The sequence below is a fragment of the Pseudomonas sp. 1912-s genome, assembly GCF_029269205.1.
Classification (GTDB): Bacteria; Pseudomonadota; Gammaproteobacteria; order Pseudomonadales; family Pseudomonadaceae; genus Aquipseudomonas.
In genome coordinates, this window is sequence record NZ_JARIXR010000023.1 from 20,779 (window position 1) to 40,601 (window position 19,823).

Here is a 19,823-nt window from a genome sequence, read left to right on the forward strand (position 1 = left end):
TCCAAAGGCTGATCTACCTTGACTGAGTCTACCCGCAACCCGCTGACCCTCTACCTCACCCGCCTGGCGCCCTCCAGCCAGCTGACCATGCGCTACGTGCTGCAAGACGCCGCCGACCGCCTGGGCTTTGAAGACATCAACCTCGAAGACATCGACTGGCACCTGTTGCAGCCCGAGCAGGTCATGGCGCTGGTGGCCGTACTGCGTGAAGACGGTTACGCGCCGAATACCTCTTCGCTGTACGTCAACGCAGTGCGCGGGGTGATGAATGAAGCCTGGCGCATAAGCCTGATCAGCCAGGATCACCTGCTGAAGATGCGCTCGGTCAAGGCCATGGCCGGCACCCGGCTGAGCCAGGGGCGCAACCTGCGGCGTACGTTGATTCGTGAGTTGATGGAAGTCTGTGCCGCCGACCCACGGCCCCAGGGGCTGCGGGACGCGGCGGTGATCGGGATCCTGTATGGCTCGGGCATGCGCAAGTCGGAGTCGGTGAACATCGAGCTGAACCAGGTCAGCTTTGCCGAGCGCAGCCTGCAGGTCACCGGCAAGGGCAACAAACAACTGATCAAGTACGCGCCGGCCTGGGCCTTTGCCAAGCTGGAGGCGTGGCTGGAGTTTCGTCGCAGCCAGTTGAAAGAGGGCGAGCAGGACGACACGTTCCTGTTCAACCGCATCCGCCGGGGCAGCCATATCACCCGGGAACGCATCACCAAGCACGCGATTTACTACATCGCCCGCCAGCGCGGGGAACAGGTCGGGGTCAAGATCATGCCCCATGATTTCCGGCGTTCGTTTATCACCCGGGTAATCGAAGAGTACGACCTGTCCATCGCCCAGAAGCTGGCGCATCACACCAATATCCAGACCACCGCCACCTACGACGTGCGCGACGACAATGAGCGGCGCCGGGCGGTGGATCGGTTTGACCTGTAGGGCCGCCTGTAACCTGGGCGGCCAACTGCCTTGAACTCTGCCAGGCGCCTGCGCTCGCAATAACTAGGGCGCGGGTTTTGCCCCGTGCCGTGTTCATTCAGTCAAGGGAGCAGACCATGGATACCTACAACATCAACAAGACCGGCACCGGTTGGGCGTTGACCAAGCAGGGCTCGGCACGGCCGTCGAAAACAGCGGAGACCAAGGAGGCGATCGTCGAGTTGGCAAGGGAGTTTCTCAGCGACAAGACGGCGTCGCTGAGAATTCACAGCATGGATGGGCGGATTCAGGAGGAAAGAACCTATCCGCGCAAGGCTGATCCGACTCGATCTCCAGGTTAACCGAGTCACACATGTGGGAGCGAGCAAGCCCGCTCCCACCCTGGATTTGCATCCGACCCTAGAGAATCGGCTTGCCACCTGTCACGGCATACCGCGAGCCGGAGATGTAACTCGCCTCATCCGACGCCAGCAGCACGTAGATCGGTGCCACTTCCACCGGCTGGCCGGGGCGGCCCAGTGGGGTCTCGCTGCCAAAGCTGTTCACGTCCTCATCCGGCATGGTCGAGACAATCAGCGGCGTCCAGATCGGCCCAGGCGCTACGCTGTTCACCCGGATGCCCTTGTTGCCCAGCAATTGCGCCAGGCCACCGGTAAAGTTGGCAATCGCGCCCTTGGTGGCGGCATACGCCAGCAACGTCGGCTTGGGCATGTCGGAATTCACCGAACTGGTATTGATGATCGACCCGCCGGCCTTCATATGTGGGAGCGCCGCCTTGCAGAGGCGAAACATCGCGGTGATGTTGATATCGAAGGTCTTGACCCATTCCTCGTCGGGGATGTCTTCCAGGGTCTCGTGGGTCATCTGGAAGGCTGCGTTATTGACCAGCACATCGATCCGGCCGAACTGCTCCACGGTCTGGTCGACAATCGCCTGGCAGGTGGCCTTTTGCGCGAGGTCCCCGGGCAGCAGCAGGCACTGGCGGCCGGCTTCCTCCACCCAGCGAGCGGTCTCCTTGGCGTCCTCGTGTTCATCCAGGTAGGCGAGGGCCACATCGGCACCTTCGCGGGCGAAGGCAATCGCCACGGCGCGGCCGATACCGCTGTCGGCGCCGGTGATCAGGGCGATCTTGTTGGCCAGGCGACCAGAGCCGGTGTAGCTCTTCTCGCCGCAGTCGGGGTAGGGGTCCATCTTCTTCTGTGAACCGGGAACGGATTGGGCCTGGCTGGCGAAAGGTGGGCGTGGGTAGTCAGTCATCTCAATCTCCATAGATCACAACGGGTTCTATGGATTAGTGATTTTCAGCGGCCCAATAGTTGTAATCGATGCCGGTCAGGCCCGACGAATGGTGTGCGATCAACCATGCTGGCAGGCATCGCCCAGGCGCATGTAGTCCAGTTCGTGACGTACGCCATGGCTATCGATATAGACCATGTGGCCCTTGACCGGACCGCACTCGGTGGAAGACTCGGTACTGACGCGCACCACCTTGGCGATATCCAGGTCCTGGGAGTAGTCGTAAGTCTCGTTGGCGGGGGCGCTGGCACTCACAGCGGGCGCCGTGGTTTCGCCCTGGGCGACGGCAAGTGTGCTGAACAGGCCCAGCACGGCGATAAGCAGATAACGCATGGGAACCTCCGGCACCACGAAGGTGGTGAGTTGACTGTGGGGCTCATTCTACAAAGCGCTTGCTGCGGGGATGAACGCCTGCGGGGCAATAGAAGACATCAGCCAAATCGATGACTGCGGCCCTTATATTCATTTGAAAGTTAAAGCGGATTTTTAATTACTTCCAAAGCTCCGCACCTCTGCTGCACAGTCGCTCCCTTTATTCCAAGCCACTTACAGGGTGGTGTTGGCGGATGATTTTCGAGGCAGGTGAAATGCCTCGTAAGGGAGCAAGGCATGGGTGTCAGTCAACCCCTCGGTTACCCATTGATTGGGCAGATGTTCCAAAAGGATTACCAGTGGTTGTGCGGTTCGGTCAGGCGAACGTTGGGGTGTCATCACAGCGCGCAGGACATTGCCTCGGAAACGTTCCTGCGGGTGCTGTCGCTACCGGACCCGGCCGCCATTCGCGAACCCCGCGCACTGCTGACGACCATCGCCCGGCGCCTGGTGTACGAGGGCTGGCGCCGGCAGGATCTGGAGCGCGCCTACTTTGAAAGCCTGGCGCATGCGCCGGTGCATCCGTCACCCGAAGAGCGGGTGTTGGTCATCGAGGCGTTACTGGCCGTGGATCGCCTGCTTGACGGGCTGTCTGCCAAGGCCAAGGCCGCATTTCTCTACCACCAACTGGACGGCCTGACCTACAGCCAGATCGGCGAGCGCTTGCAGGTCTCCACCAGCCGTGTGCAGCAATACATGGCCGATGCCTTCAAGCGCTGCTACCTGGCGATGGCGCAACCATGAGCCTTTTACGCCCGGAAGATGCAGTGGTGGAGGAGGCTGCGCGCTGGATGGCGCTCCTGCAATCGGAGCAGGCCAGCGTTCAGGAACGGCAGGCATTCGAGGCGTGGTGCGCGGAGGACATTCGTCACCGCCAGGTGATTGATCAAATGAGCGGTGGCATACGGCTGTTGCGCAGTCAGACGTTGCACGGGGTACCCAGTGAGCGCCTGTTGCACAGCCTGAAAGCGCCGTCCAGCCGCCGGCGGTTTGTCGCCGGCAGCCTGGGTGTCGTCGCGCTGGCCGCGCTGTTTCTCGGGCGTCGCCAGGGCTGGCTGGGCGATACCGGGGAGCTGTATACCGGCACCGGTGAGCGCAAGCACCTCACGCTGGAGGATGGCAGCTTGCTGACACTGAACGCACAGACTCGGGTAATGGCGCGCTTCGACGCCCACCAGCGCGTGCTGGAGCTGAGGGACGGCGAATTGCTGGTGGATGTAGCCAAGGACCCGACACGGCCTTTCGTGGTGCAAACCCGGCATGGCCAGATTCGTGCCCTGGGCACCCGGTTCCTGGTACAGCATGACGAAGCGTCCACCCGCCTGGCGATGCTGCATTCGCGGGTGGAAGTGGTCACCCGGGACGGCGCGCGCCAAATTGTGGAGGCAGGGCAGAGCCTGCGTTTCGATGAGCAGCACACCTTCGGCACTGGCCCGCTCAAGGGCGATGAAGCGGGCTGGACCCAGGGACGCCTGGAAGTCCACGACCGCGCCTTGAGCGAAGTGATCGATAGCCTGCGCAGCTATCGTCGCGGGATTCTGCGCTTGAGCCCGGACGTCGCCCGGTTGCGCCTGAGCGGCATCTATTCCCTGGACGATACGGATCGAACCCTGCAATTGCTGCAGAACTCATTGCCGATTCGCGTGACTTACCACAGCGCTTACTGGGTGAGCATCGAGTCGCGTTAAACCGGTTATAAACTCATAGCTTCTTTGCCTAAACGCCGCCCTATAAAAATCCGCAGGCTGCTGCTCATCCCCTGTAGACACATTCAACAGGGAGATCCTCGATGTTCTTATTCAAACAACAATTACCACGACTGACGCTGGCGGCGGCGTTGGCGATGGGTGTCTGCACAACATCGGTGATGGCCCAGGAAGCGGCCGCCCAGGTGTTCAGCCTTGATATCGCCGGCGGCCCACTCGATACGGTGCTGCTGGATATCTCCCGGCAGACCGGGGTGATGATTTCGTTCAGTCAACAATTGGTCCAGGGCAAACGCAGCGCCGCCATTCGGGGAAATTTGGGCAGCCTGCAAGCGGTGGACAAAGCGTTGCAGGGCAGCGGCCTGCAAGTGAGTGACAGCGAGCAGGGCCTGACCGTACAGGCGGCGCCCGTGGTGCCCACCCAGGCAGCCCCGGCAGCAGGAAAAAGCACCGACTACCGCCTCGAAAAAGTCACCGTGACCGGCTCGGCGATTCGCCGGGTGGACGCTGAAACAGCCGTGCCGGTGACTATCCTGCGGGTCGAGCAACTGCGCGAACAGGGTGTGAGCACCACCGAAGAGTTGATCAACCGCATCTCTGCCAATCAGTCCTCCGTTGGCTCCGGGCGCTCGGTGGGTTCCAGCAGCGGCGGTGCGGCCTTTGCCGATTTGCGCGGGATTGGCGCGAACAAAACCCTGGTGTTGCTCAACGGCCGACGCCTGAGCAATAACGCGGTCAACACCACCAACGGCTCCGGGGTGGATTTGAACACCATCCCGTTCGCTGCCATCGACCGTGTGGAAGTCCTGCGCGATGGCGCGTCGGCGCTGTACGGCACCGACGCGATTGGCGGGGTGATCAACTTCATCACCAAGACCAGCCTGACCGGCGGCCAGCTGTCGACCAATTACGACTCGCCGACGCGCTCCGGCGGCGGCGACAGCCATAACTTCAGCGGCAGCTACGGTTTCGGCGACCTTGAAGAGGACCGCTTCAACGTGTTCGGCGTGGTCAGCTATGACAAGCAGACGCGCCTGGCGGCCAAGGACCGGGACTTCACCTACAACTATCAGCCCGGTCGCGGCCTGGATTTCACCTCCGGCACCGCCGCGCCGGCTAACTGGAGCCAGGGCAGCAACGCGACCAACCCGCTGGCCGGCTCCGGCTGCCACTCGCCGGGGCTGTTGTCACGCAATGGCATCTGCCGCCAAAGCCTGTGGAGTTACCTGGACCTGGTGCCTGAAACCGAAAAAACCTCGGCCTTTGCCAAGGCCACCGGCAAGCTGGCCGATGACCATAACGTCAGCCTTGAGTACTTCTGGGCGCGCAACGAAAACCGGACGCAGATTGGCCCGGGCACCCTGATGGGCGCCCAGGTCAATCCGGGTACGCCTTTCTATCCTGGCAACGGCATCACCCCGGGCCCTACGGGGTTCGCCCTGGACCCGACACAGCCGGTGGACGTGAACTGGCGCGAATCCGATGCCGGCGCGCGCAAACACGAAGATGACAACACCAGCCAGCGCCTGCTGCTGAGTTTCGAAGGCAACGTGGCGAGTTGGGACTACAACGTCGGCGCGTCCTACAACCAGAACAAAGTGGTGCAAACCATTCTCGACGGTTATGTGAACGACCAGACCATCAGCCAGGGTATCGCCAGCGGCGTGATCAACCCGTTCGGCCCGCAGAGTGAAGCGGGCAGGGCGTTGCTGGCGTCCAGCCGCGTCGATGGCGACTACGCCACCGCCGTTGGCCGGGTGAAGAGTATCGACGGGCGCGTGAGCCGTGAAATCGGCGACTGGTTTGGTGCAGGCCCCACGGGCCTGGCGCTGGGAGGTGAATACCGCAAGGAAGATTTTCACCAGGATTTCGCCCAGTTTGCCGAGACCGTGCAGAGCCTCGGCGTAGACCCCAATGGCGCGGTGCGCGGCAATCGCAGCGTCTCGGCCGAGTACGCCGAGGTCAACGTACCGGTGCTCGAAAGCCTGGAGCTTTCCGCCGCAGTGCGGCATGACAAATACAGCGACTTTGGCAGCACCACCAACCCGAAATACTCGTTCCGTTTCCAGCCGTTCAAGGAGTTGGTGGTTCGTGGCGCCTACAGCGAAGGGTTCCGTGCACCGTCGCTGTATGAGTTGTACAACCCGACCTACACCAGCTACACCGTGGCCAACTACAACGACCCGCGCTTGTGCCCGGGCGGCACCCCGGCCAATGGCGGGATCGGCAACCGCGACTGCGCCCAGCAGTTCCGCCGGCAGACCGGCGGCAACGGCAGCCTGAGCCCGGAGACCGCCCGTAACGTGACCTTTGGTTTCGTATTCCAACCCATTGAACGCTTGAGCGCCGGCCTGGATTTCTGGTGGATCACCATCGCCAACCAGATCGCCGAGTTCCCGGAGTCGTCGGTCTTCGACGACCCGGACGCCTATGGCGACCGCTTGATTCGCAAGGCTGACGGCTCCATCGATCACATCGTTACCGGCCTGGCCAACCTGGGTAAAACCAAAACCAACGGCGTCGACGTGAGTTTTGACTACCGCTTCCCGAGCACCGCCATCGGTGACTTCGGCATCGGCCTGCAAGGCACCTACGTCAACGAATACAAATACCAGCAGGAGCTCAAGGGCGCCTACATCGACAAACTCGGTGATTTCCGTGGCGGCGAGTTCTCCACCGCGGGCGCCGTTGCGCGCTGGCGCCACAGCCTGACCGGTACCTGGGCGCGGGGACCACTGGGCGTTAGCCTGACCAACCGCTACACCAGTGGTTATCACGACTCGGACCCCGAAACCCACGACGCCGTGGGCTCCTACAACGTCTGGGACCTGGCGGGCACCTACAACTGGAGCAAGTCCCTGGCCGTCACCCTGGGCGCGAAAAACCTGTTTGACCGGGCGCCGCCTTTCAGCAACCAGACCTACGCCTTTCAGAGCGGGTACGACCCGAAATACGCCGACCCGTTTGGTCGGATCCTGTATACCCGAGTCAGCTACAACTTCTGATTTTTATAATCATCCAGTCTAACGCTGCTCTATAAAACAGGCTGATCCACTGCACATACCGGGTAGGTGCAGCGGATCAGCCTGTCCATAACCTTATTCCAAAACGGTATTTCCACGTCTTTCATAAGACTCCTTATGATCACGTCATAACTCGTTATGACAAGTGGTCCTGATGAACGAATCAACCGTCGCCTTATCCCCTCTGTCCAGCGTTCCGCTGCATGCCCAGCTGCGGGATCTGCTGCGCAGCCGCATCCTCGATGGTGAATACGCACCAAACACCCAGATGCCTTCCGAAAGCGAACTGGGTGCGCGCTTCAAGGTCAGCCGCATCACCGTGCGCCAGGCGCTGGGTGATCTGCAAAAGGAAGGCCTGATCTACAAGATCCACGGCAAAGGCACCTTCGTCTCCAAACCCAAGGCTTATCAGAACGTCAGCACCCTGCAGGGGTTGGGCGAGTCCATGACCGAGCGCGGCTATGAAGTGATCAACCGCCTGCGCAGCTACCGCTTTGTGCCCGCCGACAAGCTGGTTGCCGAGCGCCTGGGTGTGGAGGAGGGCACCACGGTCACGCAGATCAAGCGCGTACGGCTGATCAACCGCGAACCGGTGTCGCTGGAAATCACCTACCTCAGCCAGGCCCTGGGCGAACGCCTGGAAAACGCCGACCTGGTGACCCGCGACATCTTCCTGATCCTGGAGAACGACTGCGGCTTGCAACTGGGCCACGCCGACGTGGCGATTGACGCGGTACTCGCCGACAGCGAGCTGACCCAGGCGCTGAACGTCGAGGCCGGTTCGCCGATCATGCGCATCGAACGCCTGACCCACACCGCCGACGGCCAGCCGGTGGACTTTGAACACCTGTATTACCGCGGCGATGCCTTCCAGTATCGACTGCGTATCGACCGTCAGCGAGGTAGCCGCCCGTGAGCCGCAAAACCCTGGAACTGGAATACGACATCGTGGTGATCGGCGGCGGTACTGCCGGCCCCATGGCGGCGATCAAGGCCAAGGAGGCCAACCGTGACCTGCGCGTGTTGTTGATCGACAAGGCCAACGTCAAGCGCAGCGGCGCCATCAGCATGGGCATGGACGGGCTGAACAACGCGATTATCCCCGGCCACTCCACGCCGGAGCAGTACACCAAGGAAATCACGATTGCCAACGACGGCATCGTCAACCAGGCGGCGGTGTATGCCTACGCGACCCACAGCTTTGAAACCATCGAGCAACTGGACCGCTGGGGCGTGAAGTTCGAGAAGGACGAAACCGGCGATTATGCGGTGAAGAAAGTCCACCACATGGGCGCCTACGTATTGCCGATGCCGGAAGGGCACGACATCAAGAAGGTGCTGTATCGCCAGCTCAAGCGGGCCCGGGTCACGATCACCAACCGTCTGGTGTGCACCCGTTTGCTGACCGACAGCGACGGCGCGGTAAATGGCGTGATGGGGTTTGATTGCCGCACTGCGGACTTCCAGGTGATCAAGGCCAAGGCCGTGATCCTGTGCTGCGGCGCGGCTGGCCGCCTGGGCTTGCCGTCGTCGGGTTACCTGATGGGCACCTATGAAAACCCGACCAACGCCGGCGACGGCTACGCCATGGCCTACCACGCCGGTGCCGAGCTGGCGAACCTGGAGTGCTTCCAGATCAACCCCCTGATCAAGGATTACAACGGCCCGGCCTGCGCCTATGTCACCGGGCCCCTGGGCGGCTACACCGCGAACAACAAGGGCGAGCGCTTCATCGAGTGTGACTACTGGAGCGGGCAGATGATGTGGGAGTTCCACCAGGAGCTGGAAAGCGGCAACGGGCCGGTGTTCCTCAAGCTCGATCACCTGGCCGAGGAAACCATCCAGAACATCGAACAGATCCTGCACAGCAACGAGCGCCCCAGCCGTGGCCAGTTCCACGCCAACCGGGGCACTGATTACCGCAGCCAGATGGTCGAAATGCACATCTCCGAGATCGGCTTTTGCAGCGGGCATTCGGCGTCGGGTGTGTGGGTCAACGAGCGCGCCGAGACCTCGGTCAAGGGCCTGTATTCGGCGGGCGACATGGCCGCCGTGCCGCATAACTACATGCTGGGTGCGTTCACCTATGGCTGGTTCGCCGGCACCAACGCCGCCAGCTTTGTGGCCGGGCGCGAATTCAGCGCTGTGGATGCCGGGCAAGTGGCCGCCGAACAGGCCCGGGTGTACGCCCCGCTGGACCGCGAAACCGGCCTGCCGCCGGCCCAGGTCGAGTACAAGCTGCGGCGTTTCGTCAACGATTACCTGCAACCGCCCAAGGTCACCCGCAAGATGGAAATCGGCTTGCAACGCTTCGCCGACATCGAGCGCGACCTGGACCAGATGAAGGCCCACAACCCCCACGAGTTGATGCGTGCCATGGAAACCAGCGTGATCCGCGACTGCGCCGAGATGGCCGCCCGCGCCTCGCTGTACCGTGCCGAAAGCCGTTGGGGCCTGTACCACCACCGGGTCGATCACCCACAGCGCAACGACGCCGACTGGTTCTGCCATTGCCACCTGAAAAAGGGCGACGACGGGCAAATGGTCAGCTTCAAGAAACCCGTCGAGCCCTATGTGATCCCACTGGACGCCGAAGAGATGCAGGCTTACGACCGCCTGCGCGTAGGGGCTGACGCCGCCTGAATGTGCCTCCCCAAGCTCGCTCACCACAGGACACCGTGAAATGGCCTATCAGCCCCAGGAAATATTCTTCCGCTCCAACGCCCCGGTGACGGTGGACGAAGACAAGTGCATCGCCGAAAAAGGCTGCACGGTCTGCGTCGACGTGTGCCCGATGGACCTGCTGGCGATCAACCCGGCAACGCAGAAAGCGTACATGGCGTTCGATGAGTGCTGGTACTGCATGCCCTGCGAAAAAGATTGCCCCACGGGCGCAGTCAAGGTCGAGATCCCGTATCTGCTGCGCTGAGATCTGCCGCAAAAGCCATCCGCCAACCCCGGACGCCGCCCGAGCAACACCCCCTCGTTTCCCACCACGCCAGACCGTGGCGGAGACGACTCTTTTAACCATGATTCGAGGGGAAATACCCAATGTTATTGCGCGCAACGTTGGCCGGCCTGGTGCTGGCTTCCTTGAGCCTGTCGGCTCAGGCACAAACGATCCGGGTGGCCATCGGCACCCAGGACACCACCATCAACTGCGCGGCCGGCGGCTTGCTGATCCGCGAGCTGGGGCTGTTGGACAAGTACCTGCCGCACGACGGCAAGTACAAGGACGCCACCTACGACGTCCAGTGGAAAAACTTCACCAGTGGCGCGCCGCTGACCAATGAAATGGTCGCCGGCAAACTGGACTTTGGCGCAATGGCCGACTTCCCCGGCGCCTTCAACGGCGTGGCGTTTGAGGCCGCAGGCAAGCACAGCCTGTTTATCAGCGTGCTGTCGGGCAATATCAAGGGCAGCGGCAACGGCATCGTGGTGCCGGTCGCTTCCAGCGCCCAGTCGTTGGCGGACCTCAAGGGCAAGACGATTTCCGTGCCGTTCGCCTCGACGGCCCATGGCATGTTGCTGCGCGCCGTAGCGGCCCAGGGTTGGGACCCGCTCAAGGACGTCAACATCATTGCCCAGGCCCCCGAAGTGGCGGGCTCGGCGTTGCAGGCCAACAAGATCGACGCCCACGCCGACTTTGTGCCGTTTGGCGAGTTGTTCCCCAACCGTGGTTTCGCCCGCAAGATCTACGACGGTTCGCAATCCAACACCCCGACATTCCACGGCGCACTGGTGGACGAGAACTACGCCAAACAGTACCCGGAAGTCGTCGTTGCCTACCTGCGTGCGAGCATCGAGGCCAATCAGTTGCTGGCCGCAGAGCCGGAGAAGTACAGCGAGCTGATCGAAAAAGTCACCGGCGTTGAAGCCGAGGTCAACTACCTGTTCCATGGCCCGCTGGGCGTGCAAACCCGCGACTTGAGCTGGAAGCCCGAGTACCGCCAGGCCGTCGGCACCGCCATCGACACCCTCAAGTTGCTGAAAAAGGCCGACCGTGGCCTGGACCTCACGACCTTTATCGATGAACAGTACATCCGCGCCGCGTTCAAGGCGTCGGGCCTGGACTACCAGGCGCAATTGGGCAACTACGCCCAGTCGCCGCTGAAGGCCAACGATGCGCTGACCGGTGCGCCGATCACTGACTGGAAGCATGTCGCGCAAATCTGGGTCAAGGGTGAGCCCAAGGTGCGGGATTACGCATCGGCCGAGGCGGCATTCACCGCACTGGACAGCCTCAACAAACAAGGCAAGGCCGTGCGGGCGGTGTATGCCCAGGCCGAGGACAGCGGCATCAAGTTGCTGGCGAGCCAGGCCTGGTTTGCGACCAACAAGCAAGGCCAGCTCAGTGCATTCCTGCTCAAGGGCCAGGCGCAGCAGTTCGCCCAGGCCCAGGGCGGCAAGGTGTTCAACTTTACCGACGCCGGCGCGCAGGCCGTTGCCGGTCGCTGAGGGAGCGCGTTCATGACAAGCACCCCATGGCGCTGGCTGCCCAAGGCCGCTTCGCTGCTGTTGTGCCTGCTGTTCTGGCAGTTGGCGGCCAGCCTGCATTGGAACCTTGGCCTGGTGACCTTTGCCAATGTGCCCACGCCGGGTTCCGTGGTGCAGGCCGCCCTGGGCCTGGTGGACTCGGGCAAGCTCGCCCGGCACTTGAGTGCGAGCCTGACCCGGGTGTTTGAAGGTTACCTGGCGGCGGCAGTGGTGGGGATCGGCCTGGGCATCGCGATAGGCCGCTGGAAGTGGGCGGAAGACCTGCTGTTGCCGCCGCTGGAGGTGATCCGGCCGATTCCGGCGGTGGCCTGGATCCCGTTGGCGATCCTGATGTTTCCGTCGTCGGAGTTGTCGATGATCTTCATCACCTTCACCGGCGCGCTGTTTCCGGTGCTGCTCAATACCGTGCATGGCGTGGAAGGCGTCGACCCGCGCCTGATCGCCTCGGCGCGCAGCCTGGGGGCAGGGCGCCGGGCAATCCTGCTGGAGGTGATTGTGCCGGGCGCCGCACCGAGCATCATCACTGGCCTGGCAATTGGCATGGGCACCTCCTGGTTCTGCCTGGTGACGGCGGAAATGATCTCCGGCCAGTACGGTATCGGCTATTACACCTGGGAGTCCTACACCATCCAGAACTATGCCGACATTGTCGTCGGCATGCTGTTGATCGGCGTGCTGGGCATGGGCAGCAGCCTGTTGGTCAAGCGCCTTGGCGCATTGTTCACTCCCTGGCATCGACCACGAGGTAAAGCCTGATGAGTCATCTTGAAGGCTGTGTCGACATACGCGGCTTGTCCATTGTCCTGGGCGAACAGCAGCAGGCGTTCGAGGCGGTAAAGGCCCTGGATTGCAGGATCGAACCGGGGCAGTTCGTGTGCATCCTCGGCCCGTCCGGGTGTGGCAAGTCGACCTTGCTCGGCGCGCTGGCCGGGCACCTCACCCCGAGCCTGGGCACCCTGGAAATGGACGGCCAGCCGGTGGTGGGGCCGTCACAGCAGCGCGGCATGGTGTTTCAGCAACACACGCTGTTCCCCTGGCGCTCGGTGCGCGAAAACGTCGCCTTCGGCCTGAAGATGCGCGGCGTGGGCAAGGTCGAGCGCCTCGCCGCCGCCGATGAAATCCTTGAGCTGGTGGGCCTCGAAGGCTTTGCCGAGCGTTGGCCAAACCAGCTGTCGGGCGGCATGCAGCAGCGGGTGGAAATTGCCCGGGTGCTGATCAACCGTCCCGGCCTGCTGTTGATGGACGAACCCTTCGGCGCGCTGGACGCCCTGACCCGCATGAAAATGCAGGCCTTGCTGCTCGACATCTGGACACGTATCCGCACCACCGTGGTGTTTGTCACCCATGACATCGACGAAGCGTTGTTCCTGGCCGATCGCATTCTGGTCATGAGCCCGCGTCCCGGACGCATCATCGAAGACTTCCAGCTGACTTTCCCGAGACCCCGCAGCACCGAGCTGATGACCTCGCCGGAATTTACCCACCTCAAGCGCCATTGCCTGGAGCTGCTGCACCACGAAGATGGCCGCCAGTTGCCCCGGCTGAACCCGCTCGGGCTGCCCAACGATCACCCAAGACCGCGATTTGCCATATGACCTATGAAACCGAAAACCCCGACATCGAAGCCCTGCGCCCACGGCTCCAGGCGGCGGATGCCGGCATGCGCCGGATCGCCCTGATTGACCTGGCCGACCTCGAAGACCCCGACGGCCTGGTGTGGTTGGTGGACAGCCTGAGCAACGACCCGGCCACCGACGTGCGCGCCCAGGCCGCCAGCCTGCTTGAAGCCTGGGAAGAAGATGAGGTGGTCGAGGCGCTGTGCCAGGCACTGACCGACCCTGAAGCGTCGGTACGTGACGCTGCCGCCCAGAGTTTGAGCGTGCTCAAGACAACGCAGGCGGGCCGGTTGCTATTGCCCTGGACCACCCACGCCGATGTCAGCGTACGCACCGCGATATTCCGTGCCCTGCGCGAGCTGCGCCTGGAGGCCGCGGCACCTTCGGCGTTGCTGGCGCTGAACGATGCCGATGCCGGCGTACGCCGTGAAGCAGTGGGCGTGCTCGGCTGGCTCAAACACCTGCCAGCCCTGGAGGCGTTGGCGACATTGGCCAGTAGCGACCCGGATATCGAAGTCCGCCGAGCTGCCACCGGTGCCCTTGGCCTTGCCAGTGATGATCGGGTACTGCCGGCGCTGTATCAGGCGTTGCAGGACGCCACCTGGCAGGTGCGAGAAGAGGCGGCGACCACCCTGGGCAAAGTCGGTAGCGCCAGCGCTGGCGAAGCCTTGATCCACGCACTGGCCGACGACTACTGGCAAGTGCGCCTGCGCGCCACCCGCAGCCTGGGGCGCCTGCGGTACACACCAGCGTTGCAGGCGCTGATCCTGACGTTGGGGCACAGCATCAGCAACCTGCGCAAAGAAGCCGCCCTGGCGCTGGGCGAGTTGGGCGACCGGCAAGCCCTTGGCCCGTTGCGGGACGCTGCCGACGACGGCGACCCGGAAGTGCGCAAGGCCGTACGCATTGCCCTGGCCCAACTGCAATGAACAGCGCGCCTGAACGCATTGGCCGGGATGACGAAGGGCGCTTGAGGCTGGAGTGGCGTGAGGGCGTGCAATGGATCGACCACGCTCGCCTGCGCCGTGAATGCCCGTGCTCACAGTGCCGGGCCTTTCGGCTGAGAGGCACGCCGCCGCTGGTGTCGGACGGCGTGCGGGTGCTGGAAGTCCACCCCCAGGGATATGGCGTGCAGTTGATCTTCAGCGATGGGCACCAGCGGGGGATTTACCCGTGGGCTTATCTGGCCGGGTTGGGGGAATCAAAATGACCTGAGCGCTATGAAGAGGTCCCGGCCAGGTGCGGAGGCAAACGGCGGAGCGTCCATAGCGTGGTGAAGAGTGCCGCCACGGCGCTCAGGGCGATGCCGATCAACATCGGCGCCGGCGTATGGTCGGCAAACACACCCACCACCGCCATGCACACGGCGGCGGTGATCATTTGAATGGCGCCCAGCAGTGCTGATGCAGAGCCGGCCACGGCGCCGTGGTCTTCCAGGGACAACACCCCGGCTGCCGGCAGCAGCAGGCCGAGAAAACCAAAGCCGATAAACAGCAACGCCATCATCAACGGCAGGCTATTGGCCCACAGGGTGGTGAGCGCCAGCACGGTCATGACCGTCGCCACGCCCGTCACCGACCAGCGAATCAGCGGCGCCAGGCCAAAGCGTGCGCTCAAGCGCGCCGTGAGTTGGCTGAGGGCAAAAAACGACGCGGCGTTGAGGGCGAAGCACAGGCTGAATTGGGTCGGCGTAAGCCCGTAGTACTCGATGTAAACGAACGGCGCGCTGCCGATGAACACGAAGAAGGTCGCCAGGCCAAAACCGCCCACCACCGACAACCCGGTAAACACCGGATCACGCAGCAGCGCGCCGTAGCTGCCGAACGCATTGCCCAGGGTCTTGCCCAGGCGCCGTTCGGCGGGATGGGTTTCCGGCAGTTGCACGGCGGTCATGATCAGGCACAGCACCGCGGCCACGGCCAGCGCCCAAAACACTTCACGCCAGCTCCACACTGCGATCACCAGGCTGCCGGCCAGCGGTGCGAGGATCGGTGAAATACTCACCACCAGCATCAGCAACGCCATCAACCGGGCGGCTTCATGGCCGGTGTACAGGTCACGGACAACCGCCCGGGGAATCACCATCCCGGCGCAGGCGCCAAAGGCCTGCAAGGCCCGGAAGCCAATCAGCACCTCGATGTTTGGCGCCAGGGCGCAGCCAATACTGCCCACGATGAAAATCACCAGGCCGGCATAGATCGGCGGCTTGCGCCCGAACACGTCGCTGATCGGCCCGTAAAACAACTGGCACACCCCGATGATCATGAAGAACACCGTGAGGCTCATCTGCACGGCAGCAGGCGAGGCGTGCAGGCTGGCGCCCAGCGTCGGCAAGGCCGGCAGGTAGCTGTCGATGGCAAAGGGGCCGACGGCGGTGATCAACCCCAGCAACAGGGCGAGGTGGGCGATACTTCTAGGCATGGGGGTTCCGGGCGGCATCAAAAGAGCGGCAAGCTTAAGTAGCGCGGCCCGGGTATACAAGCAGGTACGGCAGAGTAACCGGCTAGGTGTTGCGCAGGTCCTCGTCCTGCCACTTAAGCGACAAATCGCGCATTTGCTGCATGAACTCGCGCATGTCGTGCAGGCGCGCCGTGGGGTAATACGTGACTTCGGGGGATTTGCTCGATGTGGCCCTGCGGACCAACAGCCCGCGATCTTCGAGTGAGCGCAAACGCACAGTCAACACCCGCGCAGAGATGCCTTCGACCCGACGCCGCAAAGCGCCAAACCGGGTAGGGCCGTCGGCCGTCAGTACCAGCAGGATATGCAAAGTCCACGGCGCGGTAATCAGCTCCAGCAGCACCCTCATTGCACACCGCTGGGTCTCGGATTCGCCCGTTTCGCAGGGTGTTTTTTCGATTTGGATCGATGACATCGGCATGGCTCCAGGGCACCCAGTTACTTGAAAGTGCCTACTTACAATGATTTTTCGGGCGACTTACTGTGAACGCATTCGAGTGACATTCAGAGGATTCGTCATGGGCCGTTTGGTCAATAGAGTAGCCATTGTAACGGGTGCATCCAAGGGCATCGGTGCGGCGATCGCCGTCTTGTTCGCCGCGGAAGGAGCCTCGGTTGTCGTCAATTATTCCAGCAGCCAGAGCGGTGCGCAGGCCGTGGTCGCGCAGATCCATGCGTCGGGTGGCAAGGCGATTGCGGTCAAGGGCGACGTGTCCGTTGGTGCCCAGGCCGTCGGGATTGTCGAGGCGGCCATTTCAAGCTTTGGGCGGCTGGATATCCTCGTCAACAACGCCGGCGTTTATGAGTTCGCGCCACTGGCCGGGATCACCGAAGGGCACTTTCATAAGGTGTTCAACATCAACGTGCTGGGCCCGCTGCTGATGACGCAAGCTGCCGCGAAGTATCTGGGGGAGGGCAGCAGCGTGATTAACATCGGTTCCAATGTCACTCACATGAAACCCCCCACGTCTGCGGTGTACACCGCGAGCAAAAGCGCAGTGGAGGGCATCAGCGGCGTACTGGCCAAGGAGTTGGGTGGGCAAGGAATACGGGTTAACACGCTCAACCCCGGCCCGACACGTACCGATGGCACGCGGAGCATGATGGAAAGCGAGATGAGCCAGGTACTGATCGACCAGACGCCATTGGGCCGGATGGGGTTGCCCGAGGATCTTGCGAAAGCGGCGTTGTTCCTGGCATCGGAAGAGTCGGGCTGGGTTACCGGCGATGTACTGGTGGTCAGTGGGGGGCTGTAAGGCCGCTCGAAGGGTGATAACTCAACTAAATATCCATTTAGTTGAGTTGGGTATCAGGGGCAGGGGATCAGGGTTGGGCGAGGGCAGACGTGCGTCGTTCAGCAATGCGCTCCACCGTTTGCATATGTTCCGTGCCCCACTGGCACAGCGCACCCAGCGCTGTGGCCAGGGATTGCCCGAAGGGCGTCAGGGAATACTCGACTTTGGGCGGTATTTCGTGGAAATCAACGCGTGCAATGATCTCGTCACGCTCCAGTTCCTTGAGTTGCTGGATCAGCACCTTATCGGTGACACCGCCAACTGCGCGCCTTAATTCGCCATATCGGTGAACATTCTGCGCCAGGTTGAACAGAACGAGCGGCTTCCATTTGCCACCAATCACCGCCAGAGCGGCTTCGAGACCACAGTTGAAAGAGTTGTTGGCCATGGTTGTGCAGGCTCCGGAGGGTACTTACTAAAAGGTGCATACTATTCAAAAGAATAGCGCAGTTCTACAGTTGGGCCTCAACGTTATTCTTTGGAGTTAATCATGAGCAGGCTCAACGGGAAAATTGCGGTGGTGACCGGCGGCAACAGCGGCATCGGCTTGGCAACGGCCATTCGCTTTGCGGCTGAGGGCGCGCAGGTGGTGATCGTCGGACGGCGGCAGGAAGAACTGGATAAAGCGCTGCAGCTGATCGGACCTGATGCTGTCGCTATCCGAGGTGACATTTCAAATCTGGAGGATCTGGAGCGAATCTTCGCTCAAGTGAAAGCCACCAAAGGTCGGGTTGACGTGCTGTTTGCCAATGCTGGCCTGGGGGATTTCCAGCCGATCGGGTCGATCACCGAGGAATCGTTTGACCGTACCTTCGGCATCAACGTCAAAGGCACACTGTTCACCGTGCAAAAAGCCTTGCCACTGATGAGTGCTGGCAGCTCAGTCATCCTTACCGGTTCGACCACAGGAACCATGGGAACACCGGCTTTCAGCGTCTACAGCGCCACAAAAGCGGCACTGCGTAACTTCGCAAGGAGCTGGGCGCTTGACCTGAAAGGCACGGGCATTCGTGTCAACGTACTTTCGCCCGGACCGATCGCGACACCAGGCCTGGACCTGGCGCTTTCAGGTACCGGTCAAAAGGATGCGATCGTTGACAGCATGGTTGAACAGTTGCCGCTGGGACGCATCGGTCAGCCGGAAGAAGTTGCGGCGGCGGCGTTGTTCCTGGCGTCGGATGAAAGCAGCTTCATGACCGGCAGTGAAATGTTTGTGGACGGTGGGTTTGCACAAGTCTGAGACGCAGCGTTTTGAGGGGCGGTAGTCCCCAGAACTAAAGTATTGACATTTTTACCGCCTAAAAATAGCAAAAAAAACAGTCCGTTAGCAAAATCTAGCATCAGCGTGGTGCCAAGATGTGAAAAGAAATTAGTCCCGGCTTTGGAAGTGTTTATTTTCCTAAGAATGCGTAGGAACTAAATTACTGTCGGTGCTGCAGCAACACTATAGGAGCCCGAACGCCGGCTGAAAGGGGAGGTCATTACCCACTGCGTATAGGTCACAGAGGCTATTGTTGGATGGATGGCCCCAATCTGAGTTTGCCTCCTTCGACCTCAGTAAATGCAGATTATGACAAGGGGGGACGTATTTGACCAAGGGCCGTTTTGTCCCGGTCAGTGTGTTATTGGGTTTGGTGATAACGCGTTAATCACGAGCAAAAATTAAGCGCACTAATTGGCTTATTTTTTAATTGGGGCTCGCTGAAAAGGTAAGGGGTTTTGCCTATTTCTTATAGGCCAGCATACGAGGGCGGATCTCAGGTTGACAATCTCTAAAGCGCGGAAGCTCTGAATATTAATACACTACACGTATGCATATGGCAGGACTGAAAGCCTTTGCATTAATTCGATACTAAACACGTAGCTGTATTTAAGTTGAAGAACACCTATTTGACCGCAGGCTGACCTTTTTGCAGGACCACTATATGGCAATTAAGCGATAAAAATTTATGATTAATTGATATAACAAAAAAAATATTCTGGGGGTAGATTAAAGCCTAATGAAAGCGGAGAGCTGGTATGGCTTCGGGCAAGCAATCTCTCAAGCAAGCGCATAGGAAGCGAATTATTCGAGAGGTAAGAGCGCGCGGTCACAGTAATAGAAATCTCTGGTATGTGTACAGTGTCAAGCTCAAACAGGACTTGGTGTTGTCTTCTGATCTAGCGTTAGTCTACTGGCTAGTATTTCTTGAGATTGATCTAGATGTGGTGTCATTTCGGCAGTCTGAGGGAAGCGAAACTTTTGATTTTCTAGTTCGAAAAAGGTCAGGAGATCTAGTTGAAGTTGAACTCTCGAACTTGGAAGAGTCTGCGGATAACAGTAGTGAGAAAAGTGTTCGACTTTCATCAGTGCAAATTATGAAGGAGGCGCCTTTCGCGATAAAAATTATGAAGGCTTTGGCATTCGCCGCGGCTATCAGATCGCTCGATTGTGTAGCAGCTTCGAATGCCGTACGTGCAATTGAGGTGTCGCTTGGGGAGGGGGACATAAAGAGTGTACTTTCAAAGGCTCCGCTTGTTGCCCCTCCGATAATTTGCGGTGTTTTAGTACGTCACTTTATCGCGGGGCATATCGAAATTGATTTTGCGGGTAAACCCTCGTTCGGTTACCACACTCAATGGAGA

General features: G+C 60.9%; 20 protein-coding genes. 15 read left to right on the plus strand and 5 right to left on the minus strand.

Annotated features, from left to right (window positions below; all coding sequences use genetic code 11):
* Window positions 1-18 precede the first annotated feature (18 nt).
* Together P3C29_RS23965 and P3C29_RS23970 are read left to right on the plus strand one after the other, a co-directional pair.
* Window positions 19-933 carry a tyrosine-type recombinase/integrase gene (locus tag P3C29_RS23965; RefSeq protein ID WP_201124148.1) on the plus strand — a complete coding sequence of 305 codons (915 nt, stop codon included), beginning with the start codon at window positions 19-21 and terminating at the stop codon, window positions 931-933.
* 116 nt (window positions 934-1,049) lie between these two features.
* Window positions 1,050-1,274 carry a DUF2188 domain-containing protein gene (locus P3C29_RS23970; RefSeq protein ID WP_201124147.1) on the plus strand — a complete coding sequence of 75 codons (225 nt, stop codon included), beginning with the start codon at window positions 1,050-1,052 and terminating at the stop codon, window positions 1,272-1,274.
* A gap of 58 nt (window positions 1,275-1,332) precedes the next feature.
* Here the strand turns inward: P3C29_RS23970 and P3C29_RS23975 are convergent, their stop codons facing one another.
* Window positions 1,333-2,190 (minus strand): SDR family oxidoreductase, encoded by an 858-nt coding sequence (locus P3C29_RS23975; RefSeq protein ID WP_275965620.1) that lies wholly within the window; start codon window positions 2,188-2,190, stop codon window positions 1,333-1,335.
* Window positions 2,191-2,289: 99 nt separating this feature from the next.
* Entirely contained in the window at window positions 2,290-2,562 is a 273-nt protein-coding gene (locus P3C29_RS23980; RefSeq protein ID WP_010171062.1) for a DUF2790 domain-containing protein, read from the minus strand.
* Window positions 2,563-2,838: 276 nt separating this feature from the next.
* Between P3C29_RS23980 and P3C29_RS23985 the strand changes: the two genes are divergently transcribed.
* The 11 genes from P3C29_RS23985 (at window position 2,839) to P3C29_RS24035 (ending at window position 14,653) form a co-directional block, all read left to right on the plus strand.
* Window positions 2,839-3,345 (plus strand): sigma-70 family RNA polymerase sigma factor, encoded by a 507-nt coding sequence (locus P3C29_RS23985; protein ID WP_275965621.1) that lies wholly within the window; start codon window positions 2,839-2,841, stop codon window positions 3,343-3,345.
* Window positions 3,342-4,289 (plus strand): FecR family protein, encoded by a 948-nt coding sequence (locus P3C29_RS23990; RefSeq protein WP_275965622.1) that lies wholly within the window; start codon window positions 3,342-3,344, stop codon window positions 4,287-4,289. The genes P3C29_RS23985 and P3C29_RS23990 overlap by 4 nt, the downstream gene beginning before the upstream one ends.
* Before the next feature lie 101 nt (window positions 4,290-4,390).
* Window positions 4,391-7,312 (plus strand): TonB-dependent receptor, encoded by a 2,922-nt coding sequence (locus P3C29_RS23995; RefSeq protein WP_275965623.1) that lies wholly within the window; start codon window positions 4,391-4,393, stop codon window positions 7,310-7,312.
* Between the two features lie 172 nt (window positions 7,313-7,484).
* A complete protein-coding gene (locus tag P3C29_RS24000) occupies window positions 7,485-8,246 on the plus strand; it encodes a GntR family transcriptional regulator (RefSeq protein ID WP_076013439.1) in 762 nt (253 codons plus the stop codon).
* A complete protein-coding gene (locus P3C29_RS24005) occupies window positions 8,243-9,973 on the plus strand; it encodes a fumarate reductase/succinate dehydrogenase flavoprotein subunit (protein ID WP_169388507.1) in 1,731 nt (576 codons plus the stop codon). The genes P3C29_RS24000 and P3C29_RS24005 overlap by 4 nt, the downstream gene beginning before the upstream one ends.
* A 40-nt stretch (window positions 9,974-10,013) precedes the next feature.
* Window positions 10,014-10,259 carry a ferredoxin family protein gene (locus tag P3C29_RS24010; RefSeq protein WP_003217650.1) on the plus strand — a complete coding sequence of 82 codons (246 nt, stop codon included), beginning with the start codon at window positions 10,014-10,016 and terminating at the stop codon, window positions 10,257-10,259.
* A gap of 122 nt (window positions 10,260-10,381) precedes the next feature.
* Window positions 10,382-11,788 carry an ABC transporter substrate-binding protein gene (locus P3C29_RS24015; protein WP_275965624.1) on the plus strand — a complete coding sequence of 469 codons (1,407 nt, stop codon included), beginning with the start codon at window positions 10,382-10,384 and terminating at the stop codon, window positions 11,786-11,788.
* A 12-nt stretch (window positions 11,789-11,800) separates the two neighbouring features.
* Entirely contained in the window at window positions 11,801-12,583 is a 783-nt protein-coding gene (locus P3C29_RS24020) for an ABC transporter permease (RefSeq protein WP_010171047.1), read from the plus strand.
* Entirely contained in the window at window positions 12,583-13,422 is an 840-nt protein-coding gene (locus tag P3C29_RS24025) for an ABC transporter ATP-binding protein (RefSeq protein WP_275965625.1), read from the plus strand. Before P3C29_RS24020 ends, P3C29_RS24025 begins: the two co-directional genes overlap by 1 nt.
* Window positions 13,419-14,372, plus strand: a complete 954-nt coding sequence (locus P3C29_RS24030) for a HEAT repeat domain-containing protein (RefSeq protein ID WP_275965626.1) — start codon at window positions 13,419-13,421, stop codon at window positions 14,370-14,372. The genes P3C29_RS24025 and P3C29_RS24030 overlap by 4 nt, the downstream gene beginning before the upstream one ends.
* Entirely contained in the window at window positions 14,369-14,653 is a 285-nt protein-coding gene (locus P3C29_RS24035) for a gamma-butyrobetaine hydroxylase-like domain-containing protein (protein ID WP_275965627.1), read from the plus strand. Before P3C29_RS24030 ends, P3C29_RS24035 begins: the two co-directional genes overlap by 4 nt.
* A gap of 8 nt (window positions 14,654-14,661) precedes the next feature.
* Here the strand turns inward: P3C29_RS24035 and P3C29_RS24040 are convergent, their stop codons facing one another.
* Window positions 14,662-15,864: a multidrug effflux MFS transporter gene (locus P3C29_RS24040; RefSeq protein ID WP_275965628.1), complete on the minus strand. Its 1,203-nt coding sequence runs from the start codon at window positions 15,862-15,864 to the stop codon at window positions 14,662-14,664.
* 82 nt (window positions 15,865-15,946) lie between these two features.
* Window positions 15,947-16,318, minus strand: a complete 372-nt coding sequence (locus P3C29_RS24045) for a helix-turn-helix domain-containing protein (RefSeq protein WP_275965629.1) — start codon at window positions 16,316-16,318, stop codon at window positions 15,947-15,949.
* Between the two features lie 103 nt (window positions 16,319-16,421).
* On the opposite strand from P3C29_RS24045, the gene P3C29_RS24050 reads away from it, so the two are divergent.
* On the plus strand, window positions 16,422-17,159 hold the full coding sequence (locus P3C29_RS24050) for a glucose 1-dehydrogenase (protein ID WP_201124130.1): 738 nt from the start codon (window positions 16,422-16,424) through the stop codon (window positions 17,157-17,159).
* A gap of 67 nt (window positions 17,160-17,226) precedes the next feature.
* On the opposite strand, the gene P3C29_RS24055 is transcribed toward P3C29_RS24050, so the two are convergent.
* Window positions 17,227-17,586, minus strand: a complete 360-nt coding sequence (locus P3C29_RS24055; protein WP_275965630.1) for a helix-turn-helix domain-containing protein — start codon at window positions 17,584-17,586, stop codon at window positions 17,227-17,229.
* Window positions 17,587-17,688: 102 nt separating this feature from the next.
* Here P3C29_RS24055 and P3C29_RS24060 point away from each other — a divergent pair, with 102 nt between their 5' ends.
* Complete coding sequence (locus P3C29_RS24060; protein WP_010171031.1) at window positions 17,689-18,438, plus strand: glucose 1-dehydrogenase; 750 nt, start codon at window positions 17,689-17,691, stop codon at window positions 18,436-18,438.
* Window positions 18,439-19,823: the final 1,385 nt, after the last annotated feature.